This window comes from Alcanivorax sp. NBRC 101098 (genome assembly GCF_001010505.1).
GTDB classification, from domain to species: Bacteria; Pseudomonadota; Gammaproteobacteria; order Pseudomonadales; family Alcanivoracaceae; genus Alcanivorax; species Alcanivorax borkumensis.
In genome coordinates, this window is sequence record NZ_AP014613.1 from 1,714,068 (window position 1) to 1,729,135 (window position 15,068).

General features: G+C 54.3%; 13 protein-coding genes and 2 tRNA genes. 6 read left to right on the forward strand and 9 right to left on the reverse strand.

Annotated features, from left to right (window positions below):
- The first annotated feature begins 299 nt into the window (after nt 1-299).
- The gene (locus AS19_RS07795) at nt 300-2,279 is read left to right on the forward strand and encodes a TonB-dependent siderophore receptor (RefSeq protein WP_231860742.1); all 1,980 of its coding nucleotides are present in this window, start codon (nt 300-302) and stop codon (nt 2,277-2,279) included.
- Nucleotides 2,279-3,625, forward strand: a complete 1,347-nt coding sequence (locus AS19_RS07800) for a PepSY domain-containing protein (RefSeq protein WP_046961896.1) — start codon at nt 2,279-2,281, stop codon at nt 3,623-3,625. Before AS19_RS07795 ends, AS19_RS07800 begins: the two co-directional genes overlap by 1 nt.
- Nucleotides 3,626-3,776: 151 nt before the next feature.
- Here the strand turns inward: AS19_RS07800 and AS19_RS07805 are convergent.
- The 3 genes from AS19_RS07805 to gltX form a co-directional block, all read right to left on the reverse strand.
- Nucleotides 3,777-3,852: transfer RNA gene (locus tag AS19_RS07805), tRNA-Glu, on the reverse strand.
- 5 nt (nt 3,853-3,857) lie between these two features.
- A tRNA-Ala gene (locus tag AS19_RS07810) sits at nt 3,858-3,933 on the reverse strand.
- A gap of 274 nt (nt 3,934-4,207) precedes the next feature.
- The gene (gene gltX, locus AS19_RS07815) at nt 4,208-5,692 is read right to left on the reverse strand and encodes a glutamate--tRNA ligase (RefSeq protein ID WP_011588790.1); all 1,485 of its coding nucleotides are present in this window, start codon (nt 5,690-5,692) and stop codon (nt 4,208-4,210) included.
- Nucleotides 5,693-6,034: 342 nt separating this feature from the next.
- On the opposite strand from gltX, the gene AS19_RS07820 reads away from it, so the two are divergent.
- Nucleotides 6,035-6,583: a DUF4399 domain-containing protein gene (locus AS19_RS07820; protein ID WP_052753747.1), complete on the forward strand. Its 549-nt coding sequence runs from the start codon at nt 6,035-6,037 to the stop codon at nt 6,581-6,583.
- A gap of 229 nt (nt 6,584-6,812) precedes the next feature.
- Here AS19_RS07820 and AS19_RS07825 read toward each other — a convergent pair whose 3' ends face one another.
- Nucleotides 6,813-7,652 carry a universal stress protein gene (locus AS19_RS07825; RefSeq protein ID WP_046961897.1) on the reverse strand — a complete coding sequence of 280 codons (840 nt, stop codon included), beginning with the start codon at nt 7,650-7,652 and terminating at the stop codon, nt 6,813-6,815.
- A 44-nt stretch (nt 7,653-7,696) separates the two neighbouring features.
- Complete coding sequence (locus tag AS19_RS07830) at nt 7,697-9,178, reverse strand: SulP family inorganic anion transporter (RefSeq protein ID WP_011588793.1); 1,482 nt, start codon at nt 9,176-9,178, stop codon at nt 7,697-7,699.
- A gap of 298 nt (nt 9,179-9,476) precedes the next feature.
- Here AS19_RS07830 and dusA point away from each other — a divergent pair, with 298 nt between their 5' ends.
- The 3 genes from dusA to AS19_RS07845 all read left to right on the forward strand — a co-directional run bounded on the left by dusA (nt 9,477) and on the right by AS19_RS07845 (nt 12,083).
- A complete protein-coding gene (dusA, locus tag AS19_RS07835) occupies nt 9,477-10,523 on the forward strand; it encodes a tRNA dihydrouridine(20/20a) synthase DusA (protein WP_011588794.1) in 1,047 nt (348 codons plus the stop codon).
- A 169-nt stretch (nt 10,524-10,692) separates the two neighbouring features.
- On the forward strand, nt 10,693-11,643 hold the full coding sequence (locus tag AS19_RS07840) for a transaldolase (protein ID WP_046961898.1): 951 nt from the start codon (nt 10,693-10,695) through the stop codon (nt 11,641-11,643).
- Complete coding sequence (locus AS19_RS07845) at nt 11,640-12,083, forward strand: TerB family tellurite resistance protein (RefSeq protein ID WP_046961899.1); 444 nt, start codon at nt 11,640-11,642, stop codon at nt 12,081-12,083. The genes AS19_RS07840 and AS19_RS07845 overlap by 4 nt, the downstream gene beginning before the upstream one ends.
- Before the next feature lie 24 nt (nt 12,084-12,107).
- Here AS19_RS07845 and AS19_RS07850 read toward each other — a convergent pair whose 3' ends face one another.
- The 4 genes from AS19_RS07850 to AS19_RS07865 all read right to left on the reverse strand — a co-directional run bounded on the left by AS19_RS07850 (nt 12,108) and on the right by AS19_RS07865 (nt 15,026).
- Nucleotides 12,108-12,881, reverse strand: a complete 774-nt coding sequence (locus tag AS19_RS07850; protein WP_101235010.1) for a VacJ family lipoprotein — start codon at nt 12,879-12,881, stop codon at nt 12,108-12,110.
- Nucleotides 12,882-13,050: 169 nt separating this feature from the next.
- Nucleotides 13,051-13,821 carry a DUF2063 domain-containing protein gene (locus AS19_RS07855; RefSeq protein ID WP_011588798.1) on the reverse strand — a complete coding sequence of 257 codons (771 nt, stop codon included), beginning with the start codon at nt 13,819-13,821 and terminating at the stop codon, nt 13,051-13,053.
- Nucleotides 13,818-14,717 carry a DUF692 domain-containing protein gene (locus tag AS19_RS07860; protein ID WP_035460316.1) on the reverse strand — a complete coding sequence of 300 codons (900 nt, stop codon included), beginning with the start codon at nt 14,715-14,717 and terminating at the stop codon, nt 13,818-13,820. The genes AS19_RS07855 and AS19_RS07860 overlap by 4 nt, the downstream gene beginning before the upstream one ends.
- A gap of 12 nt (nt 14,718-14,729) precedes the next feature.
- Complete coding sequence (locus tag AS19_RS07865) at nt 14,730-15,026, reverse strand: hypothetical protein (RefSeq protein WP_046961900.1); 297 nt, start codon at nt 15,024-15,026, stop codon at nt 14,730-14,732.
- Between the last annotated feature and the right edge of the window lie 42 nt (nt 15,027-15,068).

A 15,068-nucleotide genomic window follows, 5' to 3' on the forward strand; every position in this document is an offset into this window, starting at 1 on the left:
CGTCGCGCACCTTCTGCGGCAATATGCCGCATCCCTCTTCCCTGACACATGTCTATGCTGCGAGCCTAATTGAATTCGGTTCGGGAAAATCATGTTTAGATCCCCTCTCACGTCCAGCATCACACTCAGCTCTGCGTTTTTTACGCCCCCTGTGGCTAGGACTCGCCTGTAGCGCAACCTCCCTTGCTATAGCCGACGAAAGCAACCAACTGGACACTGTTTCCGTGAATGCCTCCGTCCCTGACCAAAACACTGACCCACTTCCAGAAGCCGCCACCGCCAGCCGACTGGGGCTGAGCATGCGTGAAACCCCCGCCACAGTGGATATCATTGGCCGTGATGAAATTGAACAGGAAGGGCTGCGAAACCTGATTGAGCTATACCGCAATGCTCCCGGCGTCAGTGCGGGCAACATCCCTGGCTCACCAGCCTCTGTCAGCATGCGCGGCTTCACCGATGTGGGTTATTTGTTTAACGGTACCCGCGCCGTGGATCCAGGCCTGATGTCACGCAACATGAATACCTGGAACCTGGAGCGAGTAGAAATTCTCAAAGGCCCGGCCTCCGTATTGAACGGTACCGGAGCCTTAGCAGGCAGTATCAATCTGATCACCAAGCGCCCAGATGTTAGCGCCGACGCCTACGATGGCATGCTCAGCTATGGCAGCAACGATACGGTTAATCTAGGTCTAGGCATCAATAAAGTACTCACTGACACCGCTGCCCTGCGTGCGGACTTCAGCCACGATGAAAGCGACGGTTTCGTGGATGACACCAATAGTCGCACAGATGCTTTTACCACCAGCCTGTTGTTGACCCCCACAGACAAACTTACCCTGTCGTTTGATCTTGATTTATACAGTGACAAATACAGCACCCCCTACCAAGGCGCTCCATTACTCCCCGCCTCCGTCGCCCATGACCCAAGTGATGTGGTTTCTGGTGGCCTAGTGCTGGACGAATCCATCCGCGACAACAATTACAATGTAGAAAACGGCATCATGGAATCGGACAGCCAGTGGTTCCGAGCTCGCGTGGATTATCAGCTCAATGAGAACTGGAAGTTAGCCAATGAATTGGGCTTCTACAACGCTGACCGCAATTGGGCCAACTCCGAAGATTTCACCTATAACACCGGCACCGGCCAACTGGATCGCCTGACCACCATTATCACTCATCGCCAGAAGTCTGCTTCCGAGCGTTTTTTCGCCGTCTATGATGGCAAACTTGGCGAGCGGCGCCACCGCTTCACTGCCGGTGTCGATTTCCGCTATACCGATTTCTTTTCCGAACGGCGCTTCGGCACTACTACCTCCGTGGATCCGTTTAATCCAAACCGTGGTGAACTGCCAAGCGATAATGCCAGCAATTATCCCTACCGCGTAAATTACGACAGCACAGTTACCACCCAAGGTGTTTTTTTAGAAGACGCACTTAATCTGACCCCCAACTGGTTGCTGGTAGGTGGAGCTCGGTATGACTATTCAGACTTGGATCGCCGCATTGATGACCTGATCACCAATACCCGCACCGATTTTGGCCAGACCTACGAGTCATTTTCCTGGCGCCTGGGCACCATTTACGACCTGAACAACAACACTCAACTGTTCGCTCAATATAACCGTGCTGCCACTCCCATCACCTCATTGGTATTGAGCAGTCAATCCCGTGCGGGTTTTGATCTGTCTGAAGGACGCTCCATGGAAGCCGGGGTGAGGACAAATTTCTGGGATCGCCGTGCCACCCTCACCGCCGCCGTTTACCGTATTGATCAGGATGACATACTCACACGCGACCCAAGCAACCCAGCCCTAACCGTTCAGGGCGGCAGCCAACGCTCAGAGGGGGGCGAGCTGGACCTCACCTTGCAATTATTGCCCCAGTGGTGGTTACGCCTGAGCGCCGCCCATGTAGACGCAAAATACACCGACCTCACCGACGGTAGCGGCAACGATCTCACCGGCAATCGCCCTACCAATGTGCCCGATGACACCTATGCCGCCACCAGCGCCTACACATTTAGCCCTGTATCACTCACCGTTGGCGGGGCCATCCGCCACACGGGGGATTTCTATACCAGCAGCAGTAACGACTACAAAGTCGCTAGCCGCACCCTGCTCGACGCTTGGGTCAGCCACCCATTAGGCAAAGGCACTCTGACCCTGCGAGGCAGAAACCTGACCGATGAATTTTACGCAGACTGGTCCGGCTACAGTGCCACCCAGGTTTATGTCGGTGCTCCTCGCACGGTTGAATTGGGCTGGATTGGACACTTTTGATGTCGCCCTCCCATTCGCAAACCTCACAAACGCCACGGGACAATCGCCTGTATGCAGCCGTTTGGCGCTGGCATTTTTACGCGGGGCTGATCACCGCCCCGTTTTTGTTAATTCTCGCCATTACCGGGGCTATTTACCTGATTAATGACGAAATTAACGACCTACTACACCCGGACCTTCGCTTCGCTCCCACCGGCAACCAGGTTCAAGCACCTGGTGCACTGTTGGAGGCCGTTCAACACGCCTATCCAGCGGCAACCCTCAACCGCATCGACATGCCCACCGAACCCGGGCGTACCGCCCAGATATACATCAGCCCGGCCCAAGCCCCAGATCGCCGTGTTTTCGTCGACCCGGGCAATGCCGCTGTGCTAGGTAGCTACGTCTACACCAGTACTCTTGTCGGCTTCTCCGATGTAGCTCACGGCTCACTGCTGCTAGGTAATACCGGTGATGCCATTGTTGAACTCGTCGCTTGCTGGGCATTCGTACTGGTCATTACCGGCTTGTACCTGTGGTGGCCTCGAAAACGGACAGACCAACGGCATCGATTCAGCCCAAACCTCCAACAACGTGGACGTAAACTGTGGCGGGAACTGCACCGCCTCACCGGCCTGTATTCTGCGGTCCTGATCCTGTTTCTGATCATCACCGGCTTACCCTGGGCCAACCTCTGGGGCGGTCAATTTCTCACCCCCGTGAGTAATGCACTGGGAATGGGCTATCCCACTTTTCTTCGCCACCATGGCAGCGACGACAGTAAAACTCTTGTCGACACCCACGGAGAGGCCCCCTGGACACTCAACGCAGCCCCAGTCCCTCACGGCCACCATGGCGCTTCCAATATCAGCGTAAACCAGGTCCATCAAATCCTGGTTGAGCAAGGCGTTGCTCTGGGCTACAGACTCTCCTTGCCCCAAGAACCCGGAGACATCTACAGCGCTTACACTTATCCCGCGCAGCCAGAGGGCCAGCAAACCTTTCATATTGATGCCCATAACGGAACACTTATTGGCAAAGCCGGTTTCGATGACTACGGCGCCATCGCCAAAATTGTGGAATGGGGAGTGGCATTGCACATGGGTAATTATTTTGGCCGGGCCAACCAATTGCTCATGTTGTGCCCCTGCCTGGCCATCATTATCTTGGTTGTTAGCGGGCTAAAGCTGTGGTGGAAACGACGGCCGCAAGGGAGCCTGGGAGCCCCCAAGAAACTGGCAGCAGGAAAGAAACGAAACCTGGCAATGATTACCGCCATCCTGATGCTGTTATTTCCTTTAGCCGGGATCAGTTTCATCATCGTTCTAACCGTGGATATGAGCTGGCAGGCAATACGCTCCCAATGAAGATAACGACGCTTTACGGCAGGTAATAAGCTAAATAGGGCATTCACTGCGACTTCGGATCCGAAATGACCGCAGCAGCCCTTAACTCGCCACTAACCTGGCGAGACAGGCAATAAAAAAGCCCCACTCTTTCGAGTGAGGCTTTTCTATTTGGCGTCCCCTAGGGGAGTCGAACCCCTGTTACCGCCGTGAAAGGGCGGTGTCCTGGGCCACTAGACGAAGGGGACGTGTTTGGTGGAGCTAAGCGGGATCGAACCGCTGACCTCAACACTGCCAGTGTTGCGCTCTCCCAGCTGAGCTATAGCCCCAGTACACAAACGAGACAAAGTGCATCCCGGTTGGTGCGGCGTATTCTACCGGCCACCCCTACCCTGTCAAGCGCCAGCCGGCGGTTTTTTTCAGAATGAAGTCAATTTGGCTACATCGTGAACAAGTTGCTGAAAAACTGGGCGAAACCAGTTACAGGTTCTACCTTTACACGCGGCGATCACAATGAAAAACCATAGCGTTGTCGCCGCGATTCACGCCAAAACACAAGCAAGGCTTGCCAAGTTACGGATCGCCCAGCCTGTGTTTTTCAAATCAACCCACCGGCAAATCGCGGTATGCCTTCTCCAGTTTCTTCATCTGCTTCTTGGACACGCCCCCCAGCACCTCAATGGCATGGCGAATTCGTGCACGGCTGATATCCGAGCCGATGATTTCCATAGAGTCCACCACCGAAAAGCTGGCACTGGTGCCGGCAATGGCAATAAACACCGGGAACAAGAAATCCTTTATCTTCACTTCCAGCGCATCGGCAATCGCCTTGGCATCGGCAAACAAACCCTCTCGATTCCAGTCGTTACGCGCTTCGTAAGTCCACAGCAAATACTGGAGCCATACCTTGATGTCATCCGCACTGTACTGCTTGTGCTCGAAGCTGGCCTCAGAGATAGCAGGCATGCCGTTAAAGCAGAACGCCGCCTTGTCCGCCACTTCCGACAACGTCTCCACTCGCTGGCGCAAGTGAGGAATTATCTTCATAGCGTAATCGCGGTTGAAAGCCCAATCGAGCAGCGAGTCCAGGAACTGCTCATCACTCTGTTCACGCAACCACTGACCGTTCAACCAGCTCAGTTTCTCCACATCGAAAACCGGCCCACCGAGGGACACACGCTGAATGTCGAAGGCCTCCTGCATCTGAGTCAGGGAGAACTTTTCGCTCTCGTCCGGCATGGACCAGCCCATGCGCCCCAGGTAATTCACCAACGCTTCTGGCAAGTAACCCATACGCTGATAGAACAAGATACTGGTGGGGTTTTTGCGTTTGCTGAGCTTGGATTTATCCGGATTACGCAGCAGCGGCATATGGCACAGCACCGGCATTTCCCAACCAAAATATTCATATAGCAGCTTGTGCTTGGGTGCGGAGTTGAGCCACTCCTCACCACGGATAACGTGGGTGATCTCCATCAGGTGATCATCCACGATATTGGCCAGGTGGTAAGTGGGCATGCCATCGGATTTTAACAAAATCTGTGCATCCACTAATGCCCAGTCAAGCTCTACTGGTCCGCGCAACATGTCATGAATTTCACAGCGACCCTCCGTAGGCACACGCATACGGATCACGTACGGTGCGCCATCAGCCTCGCGCTTGGCCTGCTCATCCGCAGGTAGTTCCAGATCGGAAGGTTTAAGCGCACGATTTTCGCCACTTTCTTTCAATCCGGCACGCAATGCATCCAGCTCTTCGCTGGTGCGGTAGCACTTGAACGCATGGCCTTTTTCAATTAACTGTTCCGCGTACTGGCGGTAAATGCCCTTGCGCTCACTCTGGCGGTAAGGCCCGTGGGGTCCGCCCACGTCCGGGCCCTCATCCCAGGTCAACCCCAGCCACTTCAATGAATCGAGGATCATCTGTTCGGACTGATCAGTGGAACGGGTCTGATCCGTGTCTTCGATGCGCAGAATGAACTGGCCACCGTGTTGTTGCGCAAAGCAACGGTTGAACAAAGCGATATAAGCCGTGCCGACGTGGGGATCGCCGGTGGGCGACGGGGCAACGCGAGTACGAACAGTCATACTGACTCCAGTAGTGCAAACTGGCGCGGATTATACCTGTCAAAGCCGCTGCCATGTAGCAGACTGTCAAAAAGCCCATTGCGTACTTTTGCTTTCAGCCTGGTTCGCAATCTATACCCTATTCGGGGGTCAGAGAGCGCTCTTTTGAAGGCCCATGTCCGGCCATCAAAAAGGGCAATAATGAACCTGTAAACTTGGAGGGCTTTTCAACAAGCCGCTAGACATCAAGCCAAGGGTTTCTGCTATGGTTATAATGACCACATGACTCCGGTTCACTCTGCTGCCACATTCTCAGACACGGCAGCAGGTCTTCATTGGATTCAACTGATCAAGGAAAAGACCATGCGTATTCCGTTCCAACGCTCCCTACTCGTCGCGGTGATTGCTAGCACAGGCTTGCTACAGGCATGCTCCGACAACAGCGACGGCAAAGAGGCCGCAGCGCCTGCTGCATACGCTCCTGCCGCCGCCGATCACAGCAATCACATGAACACCGATGACAGCGCCACCAAGCCCGCCGCCACCGGCATCGTACGCAGCCCGGCCCCGGAAGGCGCCGCTGCTGAAATTGTCAGTCCCACCAATGGCGCGACGGTCAGCAGCCCCGTGAAGGTTGTCTTTGGCTTGGAAGGCATGGAGGTGGCACCGGCTGGCAACGAGCAAAAGAACAGTGGCCACCACCACCTACTCATCGACTTGGATACCATGCCGAACATGGACATGCCGCTGCCCGCCAACGACCAGGTAGTGCATTTTGGCAAGGGCCAAACTGAAACTGAACTGGAACTGGAACCGGGCACCCATACCCTGCAGCTACTACTCGGCGATTACCGCCACGTTCCCCACCAGCCACCGGTCACATCAGAAAAAATCACCATTACAGTGGAATAAAAAGCGCAGTAAAACATACGCTTCGCACTATTCCACACAACACCCCACCCAGAAACGCGGGCCTGTCTTTGCCGATTGGCAAAGACAGGCCCGCGTTTTTTATGGCGCATTGATAGGTCGTAGAGAACATCAGGTCATTGCGCTGTGATGCGCAAAAGGCGGAAATACCACTAAGCATCTCCGCCTTATTTTTGGCGTGCAGCGTGCTGCGTGCTGCGGGGTTTACCTCTTAGCGCAGCAACAAGTGCGGCACTTTAGCCTCACGAATCATCTTGTTGGTGGTGCTGCCCACAAAAAATTCACGGATGCGGGAATGGCCGTAGGCCCCCATCACCACCAGATCCACGCTATGGCTTTGCTGGTACTGGTGCAGAGCCGGCTCCACCTCACCCTCAAGGATAGCCGTGTGCACGTTGTGTCCGGACTGCTCAAGCTGTCGCGCCGCTGCATCCAAGCCTTCATTGTTGTTGCCAACGGTCACCAAATGGCAATCCAGCCCTTGAAATAAAGGGCTACCGGCCAAAATGCCTACGCCCTTACGTGAGGTGGCACTACCATCGAATGCCAGCATGATGGTTTTCGGCGCACGAAACTCACCGGCGGTCACGAGAATAGGGCGCTGCAGAGCGCGAATAACACGCTCCACGTTGTCACCCACCTGAGCGCCGATACCGTCGTGTTCTTCGCCCTGCTTACCAATAACCAGCAAACGCATATCGCCTTCAAGCTCAGCCAAGGTATCCACCAGATCACCGTGACGCTGACGTTGCTGAGGCTCAGTGACGCCATTTGCGATGGCCCGTTGGCAGGCCGCGTCCAGCATTATCTTCCCTTGCTCCAACGCCAAACGATTACGCTTGGCATCCAGGTCCGCCAACTCTTCCATCAAATGTTCGCGACCACCCAAGGCAAGATTGCCACTGAAATCAGCACTCACCGGGTAGCGGGAATGGTCCAGCACGTGCAGCAAGGTCAGCGGCGCACCCAAGCGCTGTAAGGCCCAGGCAGCATAATCACAAACCACCGAGGCAGCGTTAGAGCCGTCGATACAGGCGATGACGTTAGTCATTGTTGTTCTCCTATGTCGCTTAATGCGGCAATTGTTTGCGACGCTTAGTGGCCACCCATCATTTTTTCAACAGCAGCGGGCTTGTCATGCACACCGAACTTGTCCACCAGAGTCGCGCTGGCTTCATTAAGTCCAACAAGATCCACTTCTGTACCTTCGCGGCGGAACTTAATCACCACCTTATCCAGGGCGCCAATGGCGGTAATGTCCCAGAAGTGCGCACGGTGAACATCAATAGTGACTTTATCGATGGCTTCCTTGAAGTCAAACGCAGCGATGAACTGATCTGCTGAGGTGAAAAATACCTGCCCCACTACATCGTAAACTCGATGCCCATCTTCAGGGCTTTGCGTGGCTTTCACGTAGAAGATACGACCCACTTTATTGGCATAGAACAGCGCGCTCAGCACCACCCCGACCCCTACACCAATGGCCAAATTATGCGTCGCCACGGTAGTAATCACTGTGGCCAGCATAACCACCGAACTACTGGCAGGGTGTTTTGCCATATTAGTGATGGACTCCCAGCTGAATGTACCAATAGATACCATGATCATCACCGCCACCAGTGCGGCCATGGGAATCTGAGACACCCACTTACCCAGGAACACCACCAACACCAGCAAGAAGCAACCGGCAAACAAAGTAGACAGGCGCTTGCGACCACCAGATTTCACGTTAATCACAGACTGGCCAATCATGGCGCAACCGGCCATGCCGCCAAGAAAACCGGAAGCGATATTAGCCACGCCCTGTCCTTTGCACTCACGGTTCTTGTCGCTATCCGTGTCGGTCAGATCATCGACAATAGTGGCGGTCATCATCGATTCCAGCAGCCCCACCACCGCCAATGCCAGCGAGTACGGTAGAATAATTTTCAAGGTGTCCAGATTCAGCGGAATATCCGGCAGCAGGAACATGGGCAAGCTATCGGGCAAGTCGCCCTTGTCACCCACAGTGGGCACGTCCATCCCCAGCCACATGGCCACACCGGTAATCACAACGATACAAACCAACGGTGAGGGCACCGCAGTGGTCAGCAACGGCAGTAAATAAATGATACCCAGCCCCGCAGCCACCATGGCATAAACGTGCCAAGTCACATCGACCAGCTCTGGCAGTTGCGCCATGAAGATCAAGATGGCCAGCGCATTCACAAAACCGGTCACCACTGAACGCGAGACAAACCGCATCAGGTTCCCCAGTTTCAGAAAACCGGCAATGATCTGCAGCCCCCCGGTCAGTACCGTAGCCGCCAACAGGTATTGCAGCCCGTGGTCTTTGACCAATGTCACCATTACCAGCGCCATGGCACCGGTGGCCGCAGAGATCATCCCTGGGCGGCCACCAACGAAGGCGATCACCACTGCGATACAAAAAGAGGCATACAAGCCCACTTTCGGATCCACGCCGGCTATGATGGAGAAGGCAATCGCCTCCGGAATCAACGCAAGCGCCACAACCGCCCCTGCCAGCAAGTCACCACGGACGTTACTGAACCAGTCCTGCTGAATCGTTCGAAGCATGGATTCAATCCTGTGTTTGGAGATAACAAACCATCGCTGCGCAGCGGCAGCAGTAAAAAACGGAGAACGGCACCGACAGGCACCGCACGGCAAAGCCATGGGAGGGATCGACAGCCTGCTAGGGCGGACTCAGCCGTGTTTGGGTCATCATAGACACCGGTATAATAAATAAAGGCGCGGATTCTAACAGAACGGCTACCGTAATTACAGGCAGCGGCTATTCGGTTGCCGCGCAACAGCGCTGCCACTCTTCCCCCTACGCGCCACCCGCGCAACATGCGACAATAGGGACTCTCGTTTGCCCCCGCACGCCGCAAACCCCAATCACCCGTTCGACACCGTGTTAATGAGCAACCCACTCTCCACTCAGCTACCGCACCAGCCATTGGACCGCCGCCTCAGCGTCGCCCCGATGATGGACTGGACAACCCGCGACTACCGCTTTCTGGCCCGACTGATCACTCGCCATACGTTGCTCTACACCGAAATGGTGGTGGCCCAAGCTATTTTACACGGTGACCGTGACCGGTTTTTAGATTTCAACGACGAAGAGCACCCCGTCGCCCTGCAACTAGGAGGCAGCGACCCACAACAATTAGCCCAAGCCACGCGCATTGCCGGGGATTACGGCTATGACGAGATCAATCTGAATGTGGGGTGTCCGTCAGACCGGGTTCAGCAAGGCAAGATCGGGGCCATTCTTATGGCAGAACCTGAGCTGGTAGCACGCTGTGTAGAGGCCATGCAGGCGGAGGTTACTGTGCCGGTTACGGTGAAGACCCGTATCGGTATCGATGACCAGGATGATTATGATTTTCTCTACCGCTTTGTTGATCGCATGGAAGCCTCAGGCTGCACTAGCCTGACTATCCATGCCCGCAAAGCAATTCTTAGCGGCCTCTCGCCCAAAGAAAACAGAGATATTCCGCCGTTAATCTACCAACGTGCCTATGCCATCAAACACGCTTTCCCACATATCGAAATCATACTCAACGGTGGCGTAAAGACCCTGAATGAAGTACACGAACACATGGGTGAAGTGGATGGCGTGATGATTGGTCGCGAGGCCTACCAAAACCCCTATTTTCTAGCCGAGGCCGACCGGGTTGTGTTTGGCGACGATCACGCCATCCCCAGCCGCCAGACTATTGCTGAGCAGTTTCTACCTTATGTGGAGCGGCGCTATGCGCTTGGCCATGCGCCCAAGCACTCACTGCGGCATATCCTCAATCTGTTTCAGGGCCAACCCGGCGCGCGCCGTTTCCGCCGTCATCTCAGCGAAAACATGCACAAGCCAGGCACAACCCCGCAAGTGCTCATGGACGCCTTGTCGCAACTGCCTTAGCCTGTCAGTACGCTTTATCCCCGTAGAACAGCATTTAAGCACGAACGGACTGCGAACACTTTTCTAGAACGGTTCCCGGCTCAAACGCTGCCCGCTACGGCACAGAAAACTCCCTGTCATCATTGGCCTCTACCCTGTCGCCCGTCATGACACTGAAAGGAACGAAACCGTGAACAAACGCGAACAACTCGCTCAATGGACCTCGTTAGTTGCCGACACCGGCGATTTGGAAATGATCGCCCAACTACAGCCCGAAGACGCCACCACCAACCCTTCCCTGCTACTCGCTGCCGCCCGTGACGAACGTTACCGTGACCTGTTGCAGCAGGCCGCCGACCTCAGCCGCGCCTTGGGCCATCAAGGTGAAATGGACTGGCTCACCGATACTTATGCCTGCTTGGCCGGTCAGGCCATTTTGGAACGCGTGCCGGGTCTTGTCTCCAGTGAAGTGGACGCTCGCCTTTCTTTTGATACCCGCGCCACCGTGGAAAAAGGGCGTCGTTTGATCGCGATTTACCGCGAGCTCAACGTGGACCCAAGTCGCATCCTGATCAAGGTCGCCGCCAGCTGGGAAGGGGTTCGTGCCGTTGAGATTCTGGAAGAAGAAGGCATCCGCTGTAATGTGACACTGGTCTTCAACCAAACCCAGGCACTGGCAGCAGCCGAAGCTGGCGCCACACTAATCTCTCCTTTCGTGGGCCGCATTTTCGACTGGCACCGCAAAAACGGCATGGTCATCGACACCCCTGAACAAGATCCCGGCGTGCTCTCGGTGCGAGATATTTTCTCAACCTTCAAGGCACGTGGCCTGGATACTATTGTTATGGGCGCTAGCTTTCGCAACGCTGGGCAAATCGAAGCCTTGGCCGGCTGCGACAAGCTTACACTCAGCCCTTCCCTACTTGAGGAACTAGCAGCGGATAACGGCGGTCTCAAACGCATACTGGACTCCGAACTGGTAGCCCCACAGGACGACTGGGTACCGGTGAACGAAGCCGCATTTCGCTGGCAGCTCAACGACGATGCCATGGCCAGCGACTTGCTCGCCGACGGAATCCGCCGTTTTGCTAAAGACCAGCACGCGCTGGAAACCTTACTCATTAAAGAGGGGGTCATTTGAACTGGCTGAACCGATTGTTTCGCCCCGAAAGCGACACACCAAAGTATTCCGAACACGACTTGCACCGCGCTGCTGCCGCCTTGCTATTGGAGGTAGCGCGCACCGATGGCACCGTGGACCAGGCAGAAACCCAACGTCTGGTCAGCGCGGTCAAACAACGCTGGCAGCTGGATAGCCAAGAAATGCAGGATATCGTCTCTGAGCTGGAAAACCGGGTAGATCAAGCCACCGATCTATTTGAGTTCACTCTGCCGCTACGTGAACACTGGGGGCCAGAACAACGAGTAGCGCTGATCGATGAAATGTGGGCCATGGCCGCTGCCGACGGCAAGGCCGATGTTCACGAGGAGCACTTGATCCGCCGGGTTAGCGATCTGCTCTATGTCTCCCACGGAGATTATATTCGCGCAAAATTCAAAGCCACCCGTATCGAGGCTTGATCTGCACAGGCGGCTGGCAAGCCTCTACCAGCCGTCCTCCTCATACTCATCATTGAGTTCTGAATCACGGGTCTCAATCTCAGGGAATCGTAATGACGGCCGATCACCGCTTTCGAAGCGCCGACGTTGCAGGTACGCATTGCGCAAAAAGGTATAACGATCGCCAACAATATTGCGTTCCAGATCCAGCAAATCCGCTCTTAAATCCACCACATATGCCGCGGTGAAACTGTAGCGTGTGCGATCGTGGGAAATGTAGTGTCGCAAGCGCATGTAATCTTCCGGCAAGATGGCCGCAGTGTCCCGCCCTGTGGACGGCCCAAAGAACGGTAACACCATATAAGGGCCTTCTGGCACTCCCCAGTGTGCTAACGTCAGCCCCAAGTCGCTATTGTGCTTCTCCAAATCGACCTTGCTGGCCACATCAAACAAACCACCAATACCCAGCGTAGTATTAACCGCAAACCGCCCCCAGTTCTGTCCCACGTGCCCCCAGCGCCACTGCAACACATTATTCAAGCCGCTACGGAAATCACGAAGATTCTCATAGAAGCGGGTAATAGTGTCGTTCATCCACTGTGGCGTGACCCTCTTATAACCTTTGGCGACGGGTTTCAGGCCATATTTATCCAAGGCTTCATTGAAGGCAAAAATCTTGCGATTGATGTCTTCCCAAGGGTCTTCATAATTGGGCTTGCTATCCGGCGAGTCGAATGCGGTGGAGCCATCTCCCCAGTCTTCTTCCGCCTGAACAGCCAATGGCAGACACAGCAGCAGGCTCAGCAATAGATAACGCACAAACACCCCAAAAAGTAGTGGACTACCGTAGTATAGCCGTGCCCTGCAGCTCAAAACAGAGGCCCTGAAAAAGGGTTACTGAACATCGACAGATTTTACACACTTATCCTTGCTCAGCCCTGTAATGCCGGCTGATTCAGCACCGTAAAAGCCGCCATCAGCGGCCCCTTTACTGGCGACTCGATGAAGCTCCTATAAGGATATCCCTCTCGCACATTTGTTGCAGAATATCACGGGCAAACACCTCCAAGGCCGCCACATCCGCAAACTGCATTTCTTCGGCAAGGCGCGCCACTGCCACTTTACCGGTATCCTCAGGATACTCATTAATCAACTGCAAGAGTCTCGCCGTTGGCGCGTTGATTTCCATAAAGCGAACGTCATCTTTCCGGTCACGATAAACCAATAGCCAGACCGGCTGTTCAAGCGCGTGCTGTGGCTGAAAATCAGCGCAGATTTGGTGTACAGGGAACGGGTAACTCAATATCTCATGTAAGGGACTAAGCTGCAGGATCGCTTGGAGGAGATCTCCCTCGGGGTAAAATTCGGTGTCTGGGAATGTCTCGGTGGAAGCATCAAGCACCAGCTCCATCCACTCGTAGTGGGCTAGCTCCAACATAAAAACGGGGTCACCGGGCTCGCTGCCCTGCCCGCTCGCCAGAAAACTGACAAACTCTTGAGGAATCTGCAGGAAATACGGGGTCTTGCTGGTGTGATTTTCAAAAAAAGACCGAGCCAACCGCAGCCAACGCTCGTCATCTAGCAAACTGTGTAATACCGGGAACCCTTGGCGCAGAAAGCCATTCACATTATTGAAAAATAGGTTGCGGTAAATATCCAAACGTCGATCTTCAATACCCGCAGGCGCAGGGTGCCTGTTCGGGTTACGTAAGTGCGCGGCCAATTCACGCTGTAGTCTCTGGAAATTTTTGTCTTTCATGGTTGCGCAGGCTTTTGCCAATCCACTGACTTGATCGCTGCGCTGGGATAAAGCTGCTGGTAACCACCGATCTTGCGAAGCTCAGCAAACAAGGTCGCATTGTCCGGAATATTAAAGTCTCTCTCCAACAATGTAGGGAGCGAGCCAAATGTCTGGTAAGCATGATCAAGAAGCGCCCAAACAGGATCAATCACATCACTACCATGAGTATCCACTTTCAAGTCTTCTGCTTCATCAAAATGACCGGCGATGTGCAGATAACAAATCCGTTCACCCGGCAAGGCGGAAATGAAATCAAGAGGATCGTAACCGTGATTAATACCATTCACATAGGCATTATTCACATCCAACAGCAGTTCACAGTTTGCTTCTTTCAATACCGCATTCACAAAATCGATTTCAGACATCTGTGCGCCCAGAGCCGCATTTCCTAACTGGGCATAATAACTGACATGTTCAATACCAATAGGTTGTTCAAGGAAGTCTTGAACCTGACGAATACGATCCGCCACGTAATACACCGCCTCCTGCGTAAAGGGGATAGGCATCAAATCATAGAGATGACCGTGGTCACTGCAGTAACTCAAGTGTTCTGTATAGCGGCGAATGTTGTGTTGTTTAAGAAACGACTTCACCGATTTCAATAATTCAAAATCCAGGGGCTCTGGCCCACCCAGTGACAGACTCAGCCCGTGAGCAACAAAAGGATAGCGCTCGGTAAAAGCACGGAACTCTTTACCCAGTCGACCGCCCATGGGGATCCAGTTCTCTGGGGCCACTTCCATAAAATCGAACGGAATGCTCTCTGGTGCGTAATCATGAGCCTGTGAAAGCGGGCCCATAAGGGCCCGCCGAAGACCCAGGCCCACACCGGACACTGGTGTCTCAACTTTCATAGTCGGGTGCCTTTATGCATCACCGCCGCATTTACCCTCACCACATTTTCCTTCGCCCTTTTTATCTTCGCCACATTTACCTTCAGCCCCCTTCTCACCGCAGTTTCCTTCAGCTTTCTTGTCTTCACCGCACTTACCCTCACCACACTTACCTTCAGCGTGATGGGCCGCTAGCTGATAACCGGCACTCAGGTCAGCAGCCGCAAACGGGTTTTCCGCTGCGTGGGCAACGGGTGCAGACAATGCAGACGCAACAACAGCAGCACCAACGGTAGCAGCAAGGGGGTTTAATTTTCTCAACTTAGCCATGTTCATTCTCCGTATTTATTCATTAAGGAATCAAGAACGCCC

Excerpts from the sequence above, each read along its gene's own strand:
- AS19_RS07800 (WP_046961896.1), top strand. The coding sequence starts at position 2,279 with ATGTCGCCCTCCCATTCGCAAACCTCACAAACGCCACGGGACAATCGC.
- gltX (WP_011588790.1), bottom strand. The coding sequence starts at position 5,692 with ATGACTGTTCGTACTCGCGTTGCCCCGTCGCCCACCGGCGATCCCCAC.
- AS19_RS07855 (WP_011588798.1), bottom strand. The coding sequence starts at position 13,821 with ATGAAAGACAAAAATTTCCAGAGACTACAGCGTGAATTGGCCGCGCAC.
- AS19_RS07860 (WP_035460316.1), bottom strand. The coding sequence starts at position 14,717 with ATGAAAGTTGAGACACCAGTGTCCGGTGTGGGCCTGGGTCTTCGGCGG.
- AS19_RS07825 (WP_046961897.1), bottom strand. The coding sequence starts at position 7,652 with ATGACTAACGTCATCGCCTGTATCGACGGCTCTAACGCTGCCTCGGTG.
- AS19_RS07795 (WP_231860742.1), top strand. The coding sequence starts at position 300 with ATGCGTGAAACCCCCGCCACAGTGGATATCATTGGCCGTGATGAAATT.
- AS19_RS07830 (WP_011588793.1), bottom strand. The coding sequence starts at position 9,178 with ATGCTTCGAACGATTCAGCAGGACTGGTTCAGTAACGTCCGTGGTGAC.
- AS19_RS07820 (WP_052753747.1), top strand. The coding sequence starts at position 6,035 with ATGCGTATTCCGTTCCAACGCTCCCTACTCGTCGCGGTGATTGCTAGC.
- AS19_RS07865 (WP_046961900.1), bottom strand. The coding sequence starts at position 15,026 with ATGGCTAAGTTGAGAAAATTAAACCCCCTTGCTGCTACCGTTGGTGCT.